The organism is Bacteroides celer, from assembly GCF_002632415.2.
Lineage (GTDB): Bacteria > Bacteroidota > Bacteroidia > Bacteroidales > Bacteroidaceae > Bacteroides.
The window spans coordinates 375,836-391,552 of record NZ_CP178209.1 but is presented as its reverse complement, the minus strand read 5'-3'; the positions used below and the strand labels follow the sequence as shown (position 1 = coordinate 391,552).

The window sequence follows — 15,717 nt, the reverse complement described above, 5'->3', positions numbered from 1 at the left end:
GACAATTAATATTGCAAAATAAGGCAAAAAGCAGCAAAACGGATAAAAGAAACCGACCTATAAATGAAAGAATATACCCAAAAAGCCCTGTCAGAAATTAATTGTGACCATCTCAACTATTGAATACCTAACACTTAACAACCAATCAAGAAAAACCGACTTAATACAGAAGAGAATTCAGCCAGCAAAGCCTTACGCTGTTCGCTGTCAGCAGCAAATAAACTGGTAGACAGGATTTCCCCTATTGATCCGTTAGTTGTTACCACAGCAATTTGTTTAACGCCTTCCACCAATTTTCCATTTTGGGGAGAAACGATGTGCCGACGATTGGGAGAGTCATTGCCGGAGGTTGTAAGGCATTCATTGTGGAGAAGTATATCATTAATTTTCCATCCCGAACCTACCGGATGATTACCCAAAGCAAGAATAGAACTGTTTCCCATATTTATCAATGCATTTTCTATCAGAGCCTCATTCAATATACCTCTGATTGTTTCCAAAGCATATCCCTTGAGAAAGCCGGACAAATTGATAGTTACTCCCGGCTGTGAAAAAGCGACACTACGATCTCCGGCAGATAAATGTACTGAATGTATAGTGTTCTGGTTGTAATTCTCCGAATGAACTGTGATATCGAAGCATCCCAAAGTCCTGCCATTATATTCCAGACATAAATCGATCATTGAATAAAGTTCTTCGCTAAGAACAACGGGAGAAACAGAGGCTGTCCGGTTGAGAATAGACAATTCGCTGGCCGGATCATAAAAGTTCGCCATCTTTTCCAGCCGACACAATGCATCATAAATACGATTGACCACAAGCAGCAACTCCCCTTCCGGTTTCCGGCTGCATAAGATAATATCCACCCGTGTATGCATGGAAAGGAACCAGGCATAAAACAAGGAGTTACCATCATTTGACGGTTTGTATAGATGTTGAATAGTGATCTGCATCGTATAAAACACAAATTAGGCACGGATTACACAGATTACGCGGTTTTTATTTCATTAGAGTAACCGTGAAACCCGTGTAATCCGTGCCTGAATAAAAATCATAAAGGAGTTTTGACGTATCTCCTAATAACTAGAAAACGGAACTATTTCAGTTCTTTAATCTTCACGTTCTTGAACCATACTTCATCTCCGTGATCCTGAAGAAGTATATTTCCTTCCTCCGGATTTCCGAAATTAGGCCAGTTTTTATATTTACTGTATGCTACCAATGCATTCCACATATCATTGTTACGATCATATTCAATCAATTTAACTCCGTTCAACCAATGTTCTACATGGTTACCTTTTACGATAATGGTAGCTGTATTAAATTCTTTCTTGTTGAAAGGTTTATTCTTAGGAGCCGGAATCAGATCATACAACGAACCTAGCTTTCTGTTACCTTTCACACCCAGTTTTGCATCAGGATGCTTGTCATCGTCAAGAATCTGGAATTCGCAACCGATAGCAGAGCCTTCCCCTTTATTCAGCCCCGGATTCACAAAATATTTAACTCCGCTATTTGCACCTTCAGTAATCTTGAAGTCTACTTTCAGAATAAAGTTCTTGTATTTACGGGTAGTCACAATATCACCACCATTTGCAGATTCAGCTCCACCACTCTTCATTACTTTCAAAATACCATTTTCTATCTTCCAGCCTTTTGCAGGGAAAGTAGAAAGTTTAGCGCCTCTCCATCCGTCAGTAGTCTTACCATCCCATAATAGAGCCCAGCCTTCTTTTGCTTCGCTCGGAGAAATCGTGTTGGCAATCAGATTCACTTCCGGTGCAGCTTGCGCTTCCGGTGTCTGATAGCGTTCTACATCCGTCGTACAAATACGGATATCCTTCCAACGAACTGTTTTTCCTTCATCTGCCGCATTTCCAATAGCGTGCACTTGCAAAGCAATGAAACCTACAGGAGTCATATCATCCCAGATATTAGCACAAGGAACTCCGTTTATCCAGGTACGGATCGAATTACCAACAGCTTCAATACGGGCTTTATTCCATGCGTTATTCTTAAAAGCGGTTTTTGCCGACGGATTCAGTGTCAAAGGATAAAGCCAGTTTCTACGTGCCTCATCATAAATGCCACCCGACCAAGCGCGCTTCGAAGGATCAATCTCAAACTGATAACCGTGTACGCGGCCTTTCTTATAATCCTTCTTGCTTTCACTGCGAAGCTGTACGCCGGAATTTAAACCATCATCTATCTTGAAATCAAATTCAAGGATAAAGTCACCATAATTCTTTGTCGTTGCCAAGAATGTATTGGGAGTTCCCATCTTAGATACACCGACAATGGCACCATCTATAATTTTATACTCGGCTTTGCCATTCAGTTTCTTCCATCCTTTCAGGTTTTTCCCATTGAAAAGAGGTTCCCAATTCTGTGCACCTAAAGAAGCGGCACAAAATAAAAGTAAAGTTAATACGATATTCTTCTTCATAATCATTTATTAGTCTTTCCCATCTCTTTCTCTTGAAGAGAAGGAATGGAAAAGGCTGTTTTTATTTATAATTTATAAAATTCATCCCAACCCTTACGCGGCGGAAGCCCCGCCAACATTGCATTAGCAAATTCGTTATTTGTAATCTGCTTCGTGCGGCTGTCAAAGAACAGTTGTGTATTAAGACGTTGAGCCATTACACCCAGTGAGAACACCTGACTCAAAACACCGTTGATTTCGAACGGTGAGCGCGTCTTTTCAATGCCGTTACATGCCAACAAGAAGTTCTCGAAGTGATTGGAAGGACTTTTAGGAACCTTCGGTAATTTGCCAGCCATCTCTTTCGCTTTCTCTTCCGGGATGATAGACAAAGTGCTTCCATGACTACCCCCTTTAAAGATTAAGTCTTTCGTATAGATAATCTTTCCCGGATTCAATTTAGCCGCAGGAGTATCTCCCTGATTCGTCGAAGGGATGTTCGGATCCAATCCCGAAACTCCATAACCGGCAGGAATAGGAGGAAGATTATCCAGACCATCATACCAGGTAATATCTACCGGTGGCATTCCTTTACGTTGCGGGAAACGGAAGAGAATCGTGGAAGAATATGGGAAGAAATAATCATTATGCCCTTTTGCGTATTGCATAGTGACCTCATAAGGCAATCCCAGTTCCAGGAATTCGTGAGCCGTATCGAGGATATGTGCCCCCCAGTCGCCCAATGCACCCATACCAAAATCATACCAGCAACGCCATTGTCCCAAATGATAATCTTTATTATACTCGTGATAAGGGGTAACTCCGAGCCAGGTGTCCCAGTCCATATCTTTCGGCAGTTGCTGTCCCGAAGGAAGTTTATAGATATTAGTATCCCATTTATGCCAACGCCGCGGGTTATTCATGTGGGCAGTGATAGCAGTTACGTCTTTGATAATTCCCGCATCCATCCAAGCTTTAAACTGGAAATAGTTTGCTTCAGAATGTCCCTGATTTCCTACCTGGGTAACCAAGTTAGGACGTTTAAGCGCAGCTTGCATCAACAATTCCGCTTCATAGAAAGTACGGGCCAGCGGTTTTTCTACATATACATGTTTTCCGGATGCCAATGCCAGCATACTGATCGGGAAATGTGAATGGTCGGGAGTAGCAATCGCCACAGCATCAAACTCATTACCGGCTTTATCAAACATCTGGCGGAAATCTCTAAACTGTTTTGCCTTCGGATATTTAGCCATAATCTTTTGCGTATGTTTGGCACCCATGTCCACATCACATAACGCTACCACTTCTACCATACCTGTCCGCGCAAAATCTTCAATAATCTGTTCACCGCGGTTACCAATGCCGATATAGGCTATCTTTACCTTGTCACCTCTTCCTTTCTTGGGTGAAATCGTTTGAGCATGCAGTAAGTCACCTGCCCCCAACGCCAATCCGGCAGAAGCCATTGACATCGTTTTCAGAAAATCTCTTCGTGTTACCATAAGTTATTTATTTTCATTGATATTGATTAAGTTCGTGAACGAGTAAACAATGCCCGTAGCCCATTAAACAAGAGACGCAAAATCCCCCAAAAAGCATAAAGCACAAAAGTAAATATGATGATATAAAAAATAGAAGTTATCATCTCCGTAAATGGCGCATGATAAGCTATAATTGCATAGAGGTGTATCAAATTGGATACTACGAAACAAACGAGTAAAGTAATTAACTCTATTTTCTTTCGTCGTGCGGTTACAATCGTGTCTTTCATACTGCTTCGGGTGTTTTTACAGATTGATGGTTCAGATAATCTATTTTATATTCATCGGGGAAGTAGAGCATCCGCTCTTCCTCCAGTGCCTGATGTCCCAGCAAACAAAGCATACTTGCATAGTATCCTTCTTCCGCTATTCTTTCCGGTTGTTTTTGTGTTATGACGGCTTCAACGAACGCTTCCAGCAATAAGGATGTACCGTCACTCTTGGGACGTTCTCCAATAATGAACTCTCCAGTGTTCTCATTTGCAGTTTCCGGAGCCCAACTCGTTCCGGCAAAAGGAAGAGAATCGAAAACTTTGTTTTCCCAATCATTCACCATCTGCAGGAAAGCCGGTGCAGGAGCCACATTCTCAAAGTAATATTTTCCCTTTTCCGGTTCTACCGTACCAAGGTTACCCATGATCTGTTCTTCCAGTCCATAGAATTTATTGGATATAACGGAGTCGAACGTCATCTTCACCCCATCATCAAAGACATATACACAACTCACATTATCATACACATCCCTGCCATCCTTCCAATAAGTAATGGCACCATGCCCCATCACCTTCTCGGGAATCTTACGCAAAGCCCAACTTCCGATCTGAAGCTGGTGGCAAGCGAGTTCCGTCATCAGTCCCTTCGAGAATTCCTTGTAAAGACGCCAGTTTATCAGGCGTTCCAGATTGGGTGAAGGTACCGAGCGTCTCCAATCGCCATTCCGGTTCCAAAAGGTACGGATTGCATTTATTTCACCAAAGGTACCCGCATGAATCATCTCCATCGCTTTGATGTAACGAGGGTCGAACAAACGTTGTTGACCAGTGAAGAAAATCTTTCCCGTGCTACGATGTTTCTGATACATACGGTAACACTCTTCCATCGTAAAACCTATCGACTTCTCACAAAATACATGCTTTCCTGCGTCGAAAGCATCCAAGACGATTTTACAATGCGAACTAAGAGGGGTAGCTACGAGTATGGCATCTATCGACTTATCTTCCAGCACTTCCCGGTAGTCACCATACACTTTGGCATTAGGCACAAGTTCCAATGCGCTCTCGATAGACGGTTTATAAATGTCGCACAATGCTACGATCTCGACTTTGGGGTTCTTAGCCAGAAATCCCATTAAAAAACGTCCCCGGGAACCAGGACCGATTATTGCCAGACGGCACTTTTCGTTTGAGGTGTTCGTCACCTCCGAAAAAGCAGAAAGCCAAGGGCTTGCTGCAAGAAGAGTGCCAGCCCCGGCTATGCCTAAATTCTTTAGAAAATCCCGCCTGCTAATAGGGGTATGTTTCATGCTTGTGGTATTTAAGATTATAATTAGTTTATTTGAAAATCAGTTATTAAATACAGGTGCTTTTTGTGTTTCGTAAGAAGGAGATTCTCCTTCTACATAAGGCCATCCTTCTTTATCCCATTTGATTTGGTCCAGCAACAGAATACGTCCGTTCTCCGGGATCGATCTTGAAAAACCATGATACAGAAGCCAGTCTTGTCCGGCATCATCCCGGATAATCTGCGAACCGTGCCCATTGCCTACAAAATGATCATTCGCACCTATCACCAAAGAATAACCATTCTTCAACATCGGTTTGCCCGACTTATCTTTGTAGGGTCCCCAGACTTTTTTAGAGCGGCCCACTACAACTTTATAAGTACTCCTAATCCCCTCGCAACAACTTCCGATAGAGGCAAACATATAATAATAATCGCCGTGCTTATGAATATAGGCAGCTTCAAAAGCAGTTCCTGCTATTCTCTTTTTTTCCGCTCCCGGCTTCAATGACAGACCATCTTCAGTCAGCTCAATCACATATATTCCCCGGAAGCTGCCCCAAACCAGATAGTTTCTCCCTTCATATTGCAGGAAGCTGGGATCGATCGAGTTCTGTACACCGATCTCATTACTACGGAACATCTTACCATGATCTGTAAAAGGTCCCTGTGGAGAGTCGGCCGTAGCTACTCCAATTCCGCACGTCTGTTCTCCTCCCCACACCGACATCGCATAATAAAGCACATATTTATTATTGATATAATTAATGTCAGGTGCCCAAATTCCAGCTTTAGGTTCAAACCTGGGACGAGTTTTATTCGTGAATGCAGTGTTGCAATACGTCCATTCCACCAAATCTTTCGACTTCATGATCGGAACGTTTCTGGTAGATTCGGTAGCATACACATAAAAATAACCATCTGCAGCTTTAATCACCGTAGGGTCGGGCATGGCAATATCTACAACCGGATTCTTATAACTCACTGCAGACTTTGTCTGTGCTCTCCCCTGCGAAAGACAAGCACCTATCATGAATACGAAAACGAACAAATTTACATACTTTTTCATCAAATCATTCTTTTAAAAGCTCCTTTTTACCTTATCTTTATAGCTATAAATTAATATTAACTTACAAAATCTTTGGGTAACACTCCAAATTGCTTCTGGAAACACTTGGCAAAATAAGACGGAGAATTAAACCCTACCATATAGCAAATCTCATTTACCCGGTTTTCTCCTTCTTTCAATAATTGAGCAGCCTTCTTCAAACGTTCCAGTCGAAGATATTCATTCGGACTCAAATCCAAGACTCCCTTTATCTTCCGATAGAAATTAGAACGGCTCATATTCAGGCTATCCGCCATATCATCCATGCTAAATTCCGGATTACTATAATTCACCTGGATAACCTCATTCAACTTCTTTATAAAATCTTCGTCAGCTTTTGTCAACGCCATCGTATTGGCTGCCACAAAAGGAGACTGTGCAAAAGCCTTGCGCAGTTTCTCCCTATTCTGAATAAGGCTGGAAGCACAAGCCTGTAAATATTCCACAGAAAAAGGTTTCTCCAGATAAGCATCTGCTCCCAGTTCCATTCCCTCTATCTTAGACTGGATATTCGTCTTCGCAGTCAACAAAATAACGGGAATATGGCTATAATTCAAATCTGACTTGATCGTCTTACACAATTCAAAACCATCCATCACAGGCATCACAACATCACTAACCACCAAGTTCACATAATTACCATCCAACACTTGCAACGCTTCCGCACCATTAGTGGCAGTCAATACAGTATATTCTTTCGATAGCTGACGCACTACAAAGGCAAGCATATCCGGATTATCTTCTACAACCAGCACTGTAGGCCGATTATCTTTTTTTTCCGTCTCTCCAACAGGAATTTCATTCATCCTGTCTATTTCAACTTCCGGTTCCGGTGTTAAGGTTATTGTCATATCCTGAACGATCGGCAAAGTCAGACAGAAGGTATTATTTTCTTCCCCTGCTCCCATAGCCAGGGTTCCTTGATGCAGTTCTGCCAATGAACGGGAAAGAGCTAAGCCGATTCCTGTTCCAGTGGTCACTTTTCCGTCTTCTTTTTCATTGAAACGAACGAAAGGTTTAGATATCTCCTCCTTCATCTCATTGGGAATAATCACCCCATCATTCTCTGTACGAATACGGAATGAATTATTATCATCCGCTTCCGGCACTTCCAAAGATATGTGTACGTAGCTTTCAGCATACTTCACCCCATTGTTCAACAAATTACTGATAATCTTCGTAAACGCCTCCCGGTTCACATGTGCATAAAAGTCCTTTTCAGGCACTTGCAAGGTGAATTCCAAACCTTTTTGTTTGGCAAGGGAAGTGAAACGTACATGAGTCTCCTTCAAGACCTCCGTTACATTACATTTCGCAAAATTCAAACGGAATCCCTGACTTTCCGTTTTACGGAAGTCAAGCAACTGGTTAGTCAGGTTCAACAACCGTTCCGTATTCTGCTTCATTACATTCAAGTCTTCCCTCGTTTCCGCATCGACCTGTTTCTTCAATATGATGTTTTCCAAAGGACCTTTAATCAGCGTCAACGGTGTACGTATCTCGTGGGCCACATTCGTAAAGAAATCAATCTTTGCATGATAAACTTCACGTTCCTTCTCCTGCTCGAATTTCTCCATCTGCCTGCGGTGTTTGCTGTTACTGCGTCTCTTGAAATACATAACCGTATACAGGGAGCAGCCGATAATCAGCAGAGCATACACACAATACGCCCATATAGAGAGATAAAAAGGAGGAAGAATATGTACCCCTAATGACACTTCGTCGTCACTCCATACACCGTCGCTATTAGCAACCTTTACCCGGAAGGTATAATCACCATAACGAAGATTGGAATAAGTAACGATAGGGCTTTCGCCAACCGTCAGCCAATCCGTATCAAAGCCCTCCAGTTTATACATAATCCGGCTCGTTTTCGGAGCCTGGAAATCCAATGCTGCTACACGGAAAGAAAAAGAATTCTGATTGGACTGGAACACAAGCTGGTCGGAGAAAGTTATACTCTTCTCTAACGGAGATCCCGGTTCGCCGGCATATACCTCCTTACCAAACAGAAAGAAATCAGTAATGGCAACAGACGGAATGAACTTATTCTCCGAGAAATTCTTGGGATTAAAAGCAATAAAACCATCAATGCTACCCAGATAGATCGTACCATCTTCAGTCTCAAAGCTTGAACGATAATTAAACTGGTCGCCCAACAAGCCATTGGAGGTGGTATATACTTTCATCACGCCAGTGTTGGGTTGGAAGCAAACCAGACCGTTGTTGGTTGTCAACCACAAAAATCCGTCTTTATCCTCCACAATCTGATATACAACATCGTTCGGCAATCCGGCCGACAAATTATAATTGGCAAATGTGTCCGTATCCGGCTGAAAACGACAGAATCCTCCTCCCTGGGTAGTCAGCCAGATTTGCCGGTGAGAATCTTCAAAGATGCTCAAGACCTTATCATACGGAAGGCTCTTCGGATTATTTTCATCGTGCAAATAGTTCTTCCATTTCTTTTCGCTCACATTGTAGCAATAAGCTCCATTTGCATAAGTTGCCAACCATAGATTACCACCGGAATCTTCCTTTATATCATATACAAACCTGCCGTTCAGTTCCGGTATCCGGTCAAAATCATCAGATTGTCTGTTGTATCGCAGCAAACCGAATAAAGTACCCAGATAAATATCACCCGTCGTTGTGCGGCAAATAGAGAACACGCTATTGTCTATCAATGAACGGGGAGAGTCTGTTTTCTGATAGGTTTTCACGATAGCTCCCGTACGCGTATCTACTACTTTCACTCCTTTTGAGAAGGTTCCTACCCAAAGATGGTTATCAATCAAACACAGACCATGCACATTGGTAAAAGCACTGCTAGGGGTAAAAAAGGAAAAAGTCTTGGTCTTCGGGTTGAAACGGTTCAAACCGCCGTCTTCCGTACCAATCCACAGAATACCCTGATTATCCTGGCAAAACTCACGTACCCGTTTTCCATGCAAACCATTATCTGTTCCTTTGGGATAATATTTTTCAAAATACGTATAAAAACGCGGATAGTAGTTCACACCTCCAAAATAAGATCCAATCCAGATACCACCCTCTCGATCCTTACACAAGGAATAAATAGCATTATCGGACAAAGAATAAGGGTCGTTGATCGAACTGCGCAAATGAACATATTTACCCATTCGAAGATTATAAATATAGAGTCCCGATTCTGCACCAATCCACAATTCATTATCAGAAGCGACCAGCAGTTCGCGACAAAAAACAGACTCTCCATTTTCATCCTCTGAAAGTAAGTCATGTAGTTTGTTAGAGGTCAGGTTCAGTTCTTTTACTCCTCCCTTTAAAGAGCCTACATATAGACAATTATATGCTCCTTTCACCAGGCCTATCACGACATCATTCTCATAAGTTTTTTGATTGTCTACAGGCGAGACATAAGGATGAAGGGTTTGCAAACGGTCTTTCGAAAAGAAAAGTCCATCACCATAGCAACCAATCCAAAGAGTTCCGCTATTATCGAAAACAAAAGACTGAACATTGGTGGAGATAAAAGGAAGGTTCTTCAATGTATAATTCCGGAGCTTTCCTTCCTCCAAATCATAACAAAATAATCCCTGTGACTCTACCGCTACCCAGACACATCCCTTATTGTCTCCGGAAATTGCAGTTACGGTATGTTCAATTTTCGTATTTTCTACGCTCAATTCAGCAAAATGCCGGAAAGAATCTTTTTCCGGATGATAGATATAAAGTCCGACGTCCGTACCTACCCAGATATCTCCTTTCGCATCCTCATAAAGTGCTGTGATAAAATTATTGCCAATACTCCGCCGTGTGCGGTCATCATGTTTGAACTTGCGGAATGACAAACCGTCATATCTATTCAAACCATCTTTGGTGCCGAACCACATAAAGCCTTGCCTGTCCTGCAAAATCGCATTGACCGTATTTTGGGATAACCCGTTCTGTACACTAAGATTTTTGAAATAATAATGCTCGTCCGCCATTTGCGCATGGCAGCCGATCTGATAGCCAATTAAACAGATTAAAAATATGAGAACTTTCTTCATAAACATACGTGTTTTCTATCCTTCCGTTTGAGTTACCAAATGTAGGCAAAATCATAGCGGAAAGATAGTAAATATGTCTCAATGAATGAAAGAATAGTCCTATTTTTCTATCCTGATACGCGCATCAACTGCTATAACGGCTTTTTGCGTAGCTAAAAGCGGATTTATATCCATTTCTTTGATTTCTGTAGCGAAGCGTAACAAAGTGGACAAACGAACAATAATTTCAGCAAACTTATCTTCGTTGACTCCTTTTTGTCCACGTGTTCCCTGAATGATTTTATAAGCACGCAGCGAATGAATCATTGAGTAGGCTTCTTCGTAGGAAAGTGGAGCCAAACCGGAAGACACATCTTCCAGCACCTCCACAAAAATACCTCCCAAACCGCAAAGCACTACATGACCGAACTTCTCTTCGTATTTCGCACCGATAAACAATTCCGTACCTTTCAACATCGGCTGTACCATAATTGCCCTAGCATCAGGAATCTGCATCATACGATCGAATTCCAGTGCCAGATGTTGCTCGCTTTTGATGTTCAGAATTACACCACCGACATCCGATTTATGCACTGGACCAACGACTTTGGCAACTACCGGGAATCCGCACCGACGGGCAAAGGCTACTATCTCCTCTTTATTATCGGAAACAAACTCATCTACCAGCGGAATACCGGCAGCATGCAGTAATGCTTGTACGTAATTGGGAGCAATATAACCATTCTCCGGAATAGAATCGATAATGCGACGAATCCTCGGAACGTCTACTCCGAACAGTTCTATTTCAGGAACTGCAGGTTTAGGAACATTGACAATGCGGGAAAGGGCAGTACCCAGGGTCACTTCATCTGCAAAATTCACGTGTCCTTTTGCCAGGAAGGCGGCAACCTCCGCTCCGGCTGTATTAATCGAAGGAAGTATAGGGAAAATCGGTTTCTTGCAAGTTTGCATCTTCTCGTGAAGCACGTCATACATTTCAAACATGGTAACCAATCCCGGAGTTCCGAAGATGGCCATCATGGCGTCTATATTGTCGAGTTTCTCCTCGCAGTAGTCGATGCAAAGACGCAGATGCTCCGGTGTTCCGGTAGCCAGAATATCAATAGGATTCCCAACGGCAGCACCGGGGAACAGTCGGGCTTTTAGTTCTTCGGCTATTTCTCCTTCCAGTTTAGGAACATTCAGTCCGCCTTTACTCAAGGCGTCTGTCAGCATCACTCCCGGACCTCCGGCATGGGTGATAATAGCAAAATTCTTCCCTTTCAATTCGGGCAGAGTAAACACACAACCTACAGTAGTCAATTCTTCACGAGAGAAACAACGTACAATCCCCGCTTTACGGAACAATGCTTCCACTGCCGAATCGGAACTGGCGATTGCGCCTGTATGGGAAGACGCCGCCCGGCTTCCGCTCTCCGAACTTCCGGCTTTGATTGCCGCAATCTTACATCCTTTTCTAATCAAAGACGAAGCATGGAATAACAACCTGTCCGGATTCTGAATACTTTCAATATAAAGCAGTTTTAGATGAGAGTCTTTTTCGGGATCGAAGTTCTCATCCATAAATTGCAATACATCTTCTACGCCAATCTGCTTGGCATTTCCCACCGACCAGACTGAATTGAACTGCAAACCTTTTGTAACGGCACTTTCGAGAATAAATACCGCCGTAGCACCGGAGCTGGAAATCAAGTCCACCCCTTTCGGATTTAAATTGGGAATTGGCTGGCTGAACACGCTATGATGCCATGTGTTCATCAATCCGATGCAATTAGGACCAATCAATGAGGCTCCGTATTTATTGACTGTTTCCAGAATACGCTCTTCCAACAGTGCTCCTTCGTGGGTTTCTTCACCAAAACCTGCAGAAAGTATGATAAATGCCCTGGTTTGCTTCTTGCTGGCCAATGTTTCCACAATATCGGGACACATTACAGCAGGTATAGCCAACACTGCCAGATCCGTATCCGGCAGGTCGCTCACATCCGCAAAAGCAGGAACTCCCTGTACTTCCTTCTCCTTCGGATTCACCGCCCGAAGTTCTCCCTGATAACCTCCATTTATCAAATTCTTTAATATTGCGCCACCCGGCTTATGTACATTATTCGATGCCCCTACTACAACAATGCTTTCAGGACGAAGCAACTGGGTTGTTATCATATCATGCTTTGGTTTTCGTTTAACTTAGGTACAAATATATTCTTTCTTATGAGAAAAAAGAAAGAAAAAGGGAAGAATTGTATATAGAAACAAACTGTAAAAAAGAAAAAGATTAAGATTACAAATAGGTTATACTAACTTTTTGAAAAATGAAGCCGTCATCTCTTCATGAAATTCTGATCATCAGGGATGAAATTATTTTTATGCAGAAAAAACGGATATAAAACTAATAAAGAATCTGAAATATACGCCACAAAGACCAAGATGTATCAAGAAAGGGAAAGAAAGACCATTTGTAAATTTCAAATTCACACGAAATAGAGATTAAAACGAATTAAATTAATAGCTCAAAAAGACTATATATAAAAAAGGATCAATTATCTCAATTCCACATTTCAAATTAACACTATTAGTATCTCACTATTTCAGGAGCAACCAGAAGAAAATTTGTACCTAAAAAAAACTTTTATCTCTTTGTTTAAAAGCAAAGACATGTTTCTCTCTAACCAATGAATCGTTCCTTTAAAAGCAACAGAAGCTTCCTTTAAAAGGAACGGTGTTCAATTCTGCCAATAATTATACATATTTACTTATTTATATTCAAATTCATATAGTTATTTCTGCATATTCTTACAATACCTTATACATTATTTATTTTATTAGGACGAAGTTTAGATACTAATATTTTGTTTTAATCTTAAAAACAGAACATGCGAGAATAAATCCAACATATCAGTAAATAGCTTTATGTTAGAATAGCTATCAAATTTACATCATTCTTATGAGACACCCCCGACTATGAGAATGAAAAATCTGTGTTAATCCGTGTAATCTGTGATGAAAAGTCACTATCTTTGCACATTACAAAGCTGAAAACAACAAAAATCACACTATATAATGGAAAAGAAATTCAAAAGAACCACCGTCACATCGGCACTTCCGTATGCGAATGGGCCTGTCCACATCGGTCACCTGGCGGGTGTATACGTACCGGCAGATATTTATGTGCGTTATCTGCGTCTGAAAAAAGAAGATGTATTATTCATCGGAGGTTCGGACGAACACGGAGTACCTATCACGATCCGTGCCAAAAAAGAAGGAATTACTCCGCAGGATGTAGTAGACCGTTACCATTCACTGATTAAAAAATCATTCGAAGAATTCGGTATCTCATTCGACGTGTATAGCCGCACCACTTCACCGACGCATCACCAACTGGCTTCGGATTTCTTCAAAACATTGTACAATAAAGGAGAATTCATCGAAAAAACATCCGAACAATATTATGACGAGGAAGCAAAAACATTCCTTGCCGACCGTTATATCACTGGAGAATGTCCCCACTGCCATTCGGAAGGCGCTTACGGCGACCAATGCGAAAAGTGCGGAACCTCACTTTCTCCTACGGACCTTATCAATCCCAAAAGCGCCATCAGCGGCAGCAAACCGGTGATGAAAGAAACCAAGCACTGGTATCTTCCTCTCGACAAACACGAAGCATGGCTGCGCAAATGGATTCTGGAAGACCACAAAGAATGGCGTCCCAATGTATACGGCCAATGCAAAAGCTGGCTCGACATGGGGTTGCAGCCACGTGCCGTGAGCCGTGACCTCGACTGGGGTATCCCTGTGCCGGTAGAAGGAGCAGAAGGAAAAGTGCTTTATGTATGGTTTGACGCACCTATCGGCTATATCTCCAACACCAAAGAACTTCTCCCCGACAGCTGGGAAACCTGGTGGAAAGATCCCGAGACCCGCCTGATTCATTTCATCGGGAAAGACAACATCGTGTTCCACTGCATCGTATTCCCTGCCATGCTGAAAGCAGAGGGCAGCTATATCCTGCCGGACAACGTGCCGAGCAACGAATTCCTCAACCTCGAAGGAGAAAAAATCTCTACTTCCCGCAACTGGGCTGTATGGTTGCACGAATACCTGATCGACTTCCCCGGCAAACAGGACGTACTCCGCTACGTACTGACCGCCAACGCACCGGAAACAAAAGACAACGACTTCACCTGGAAAGACTTCCAGGCACGCAATAACAACGAACTGGTAGCCGTATACGGTAACTTCGTGAACCGTGCAATGGTATTGACTCAAAAATACTTCGACGGGTGCGTACCTGCACAAGGCGAATTGACCGACTACGACAAGGAAACGCTGAAAGAATTTGCAGACGTAAAAGCGGAAGTGGAAAAACTGCTCGACGTATTCAAATTCCGCGACGCACAGAAAGAAGCCATGAACCTGGCACGTATCGGCAACAAATACCTGGCCGACACCGAACCGTGGAAACTGGCTAAGACAGATATGGAACGTGTAGGAACCATCCTCAACATTTCCCTGCAACTGGTTGCCAACCTTGCCATCGCCTTCGACCCGTTCCTGCCGTTCAGCTCGGAAAAACTCCGCAAAATGCTGAATATGGACACTTTCGAATGGTCTGAACTGGGAAAAGATAACCTGCTTCCTGTAGGCCATCAGTTAAACAAACCGGAGTTATTGTTCGAGAAGATCGAAGACGCTACTATCGAAGCACAGGTACAAAAGCTGCTCGATACAAAGAAGGCAAACGAAGAAGCCAACTACAAAGCTAATCCTATCCGCCCAAACATCGAATTCGACGACTTCACGAAACTGGATATCCGTGTAGGTACCATTCTCGAATGTCAAAAAGTTCCGAAAGCGGATAAATTGCTGCAATTCAAAATCGATGACGGACTGGAAACACGTACCATCGTATCAGGTATTGCCAAGCATTATCAACCGGAAGAGCTGGTAGGCAAACAAGTTTGCTTCATCGCTAATCTTGCTCCGCGCAAACTGAAAGGTATCGTCAGCGAAGGCATGATTCTAAGTGCCGAAAACAACGACGGCAGTCTGGCAGTTATTATGCCGGGACGTGAGGTGAAACCGGGCAGCGAAGTAAAATAATAAAACTAG

Annotated in this window: 9 protein-coding genes; 1 reads left to right on the top strand and 8 read right to left on the bottom strand. The window is 42.6% G+C overall.

Annotation, left to right across the window (positions count from 1 at the left end; all coding sequences use genetic code 11):
• Positions 1-134: 134 nt before the first annotated feature.
• The 8 genes from CJF29_RS01245 to CJF29_RS01210 form a co-directional block, all read right to left on the bottom strand.
• Entirely contained in the window at positions 135-953 is an 819-nt protein-coding gene (locus CJF29_RS01245; RefSeq protein WP_099146601.1) for an FAD:protein FMN transferase, read from the bottom strand.
• A 143-nt stretch (positions 954-1,096) separates the two neighbouring features.
• On the bottom strand, positions 1,097-2,446 hold the full coding sequence (locus CJF29_RS01240) for a DUF1080 domain-containing protein (protein WP_099146602.1): 1,350 nt from the start codon (positions 2,444-2,446) through the stop codon (positions 1,097-1,099).
• A gap of 65 nt (positions 2,447-2,511) precedes the next feature.
• Positions 2,512-3,930, bottom strand: a complete 1,419-nt coding sequence (locus CJF29_RS01235; RefSeq protein WP_141561018.1) for a Gfo/Idh/MocA family oxidoreductase — start codon at positions 3,928-3,930, stop codon at positions 2,512-2,514.
• Positions 3,931-3,956: 26 nt separating this feature from the next.
• Positions 3,957-4,199, bottom strand: a complete 243-nt coding sequence (locus tag CJF29_RS01230) for a hypothetical protein (RefSeq protein ID WP_008646559.1) — start codon at positions 4,197-4,199, stop codon at positions 3,957-3,959.
• Positions 4,196-5,491: a Gfo/Idh/MocA family oxidoreductase gene (locus CJF29_RS01225; RefSeq protein WP_004311144.1), complete on the bottom strand. Its 1,296-nt coding sequence runs from the start codon at positions 5,489-5,491 to the stop codon at positions 4,196-4,198. Before CJF29_RS01225 ends, CJF29_RS01230 begins: the two co-directional genes overlap by 4 nt.
• Before the next feature lie 39 nt (positions 5,492-5,530).
• Positions 5,531-6,538 (bottom strand): family 43 glycosylhydrolase, encoded by a 1,008-nt coding sequence (locus CJF29_RS01220; RefSeq protein WP_099146591.1) that lies wholly within the window; start codon positions 6,536-6,538, stop codon positions 5,531-5,533.
• A 56-nt stretch (positions 6,539-6,594) separates the two neighbouring features.
• Positions 6,595-10,611 (bottom strand): two-component regulator propeller domain-containing protein, encoded by a 4,017-nt coding sequence (locus tag CJF29_RS01215; RefSeq protein WP_099146603.1) that lies wholly within the window; start codon positions 10,609-10,611, stop codon positions 6,595-6,597.
• A 99-nt stretch (positions 10,612-10,710) separates the two neighbouring features.
• Positions 10,711-12,771 carry an acetate--CoA ligase family protein gene (locus tag CJF29_RS01210; protein ID WP_099146592.1) on the bottom strand — a complete coding sequence of 687 codons (2,061 nt, stop codon included), beginning with the start codon at positions 12,769-12,771 and terminating at the stop codon, positions 10,711-10,713.
• 897 nt (positions 12,772-13,668) lie between these two features.
• Between CJF29_RS01210 and metG the strand changes: the two genes are divergently transcribed.
• The gene (gene metG, locus CJF29_RS01205; protein ID WP_099146593.1) at positions 13,669-15,708 is read left to right on the top strand and encodes a methionine--tRNA ligase; all 2,040 of its coding nucleotides are present in this window, start codon (positions 13,669-13,671) and stop codon (positions 15,706-15,708) included.
• Positions 15,709-15,717: the final 9 nt, after the last annotated feature.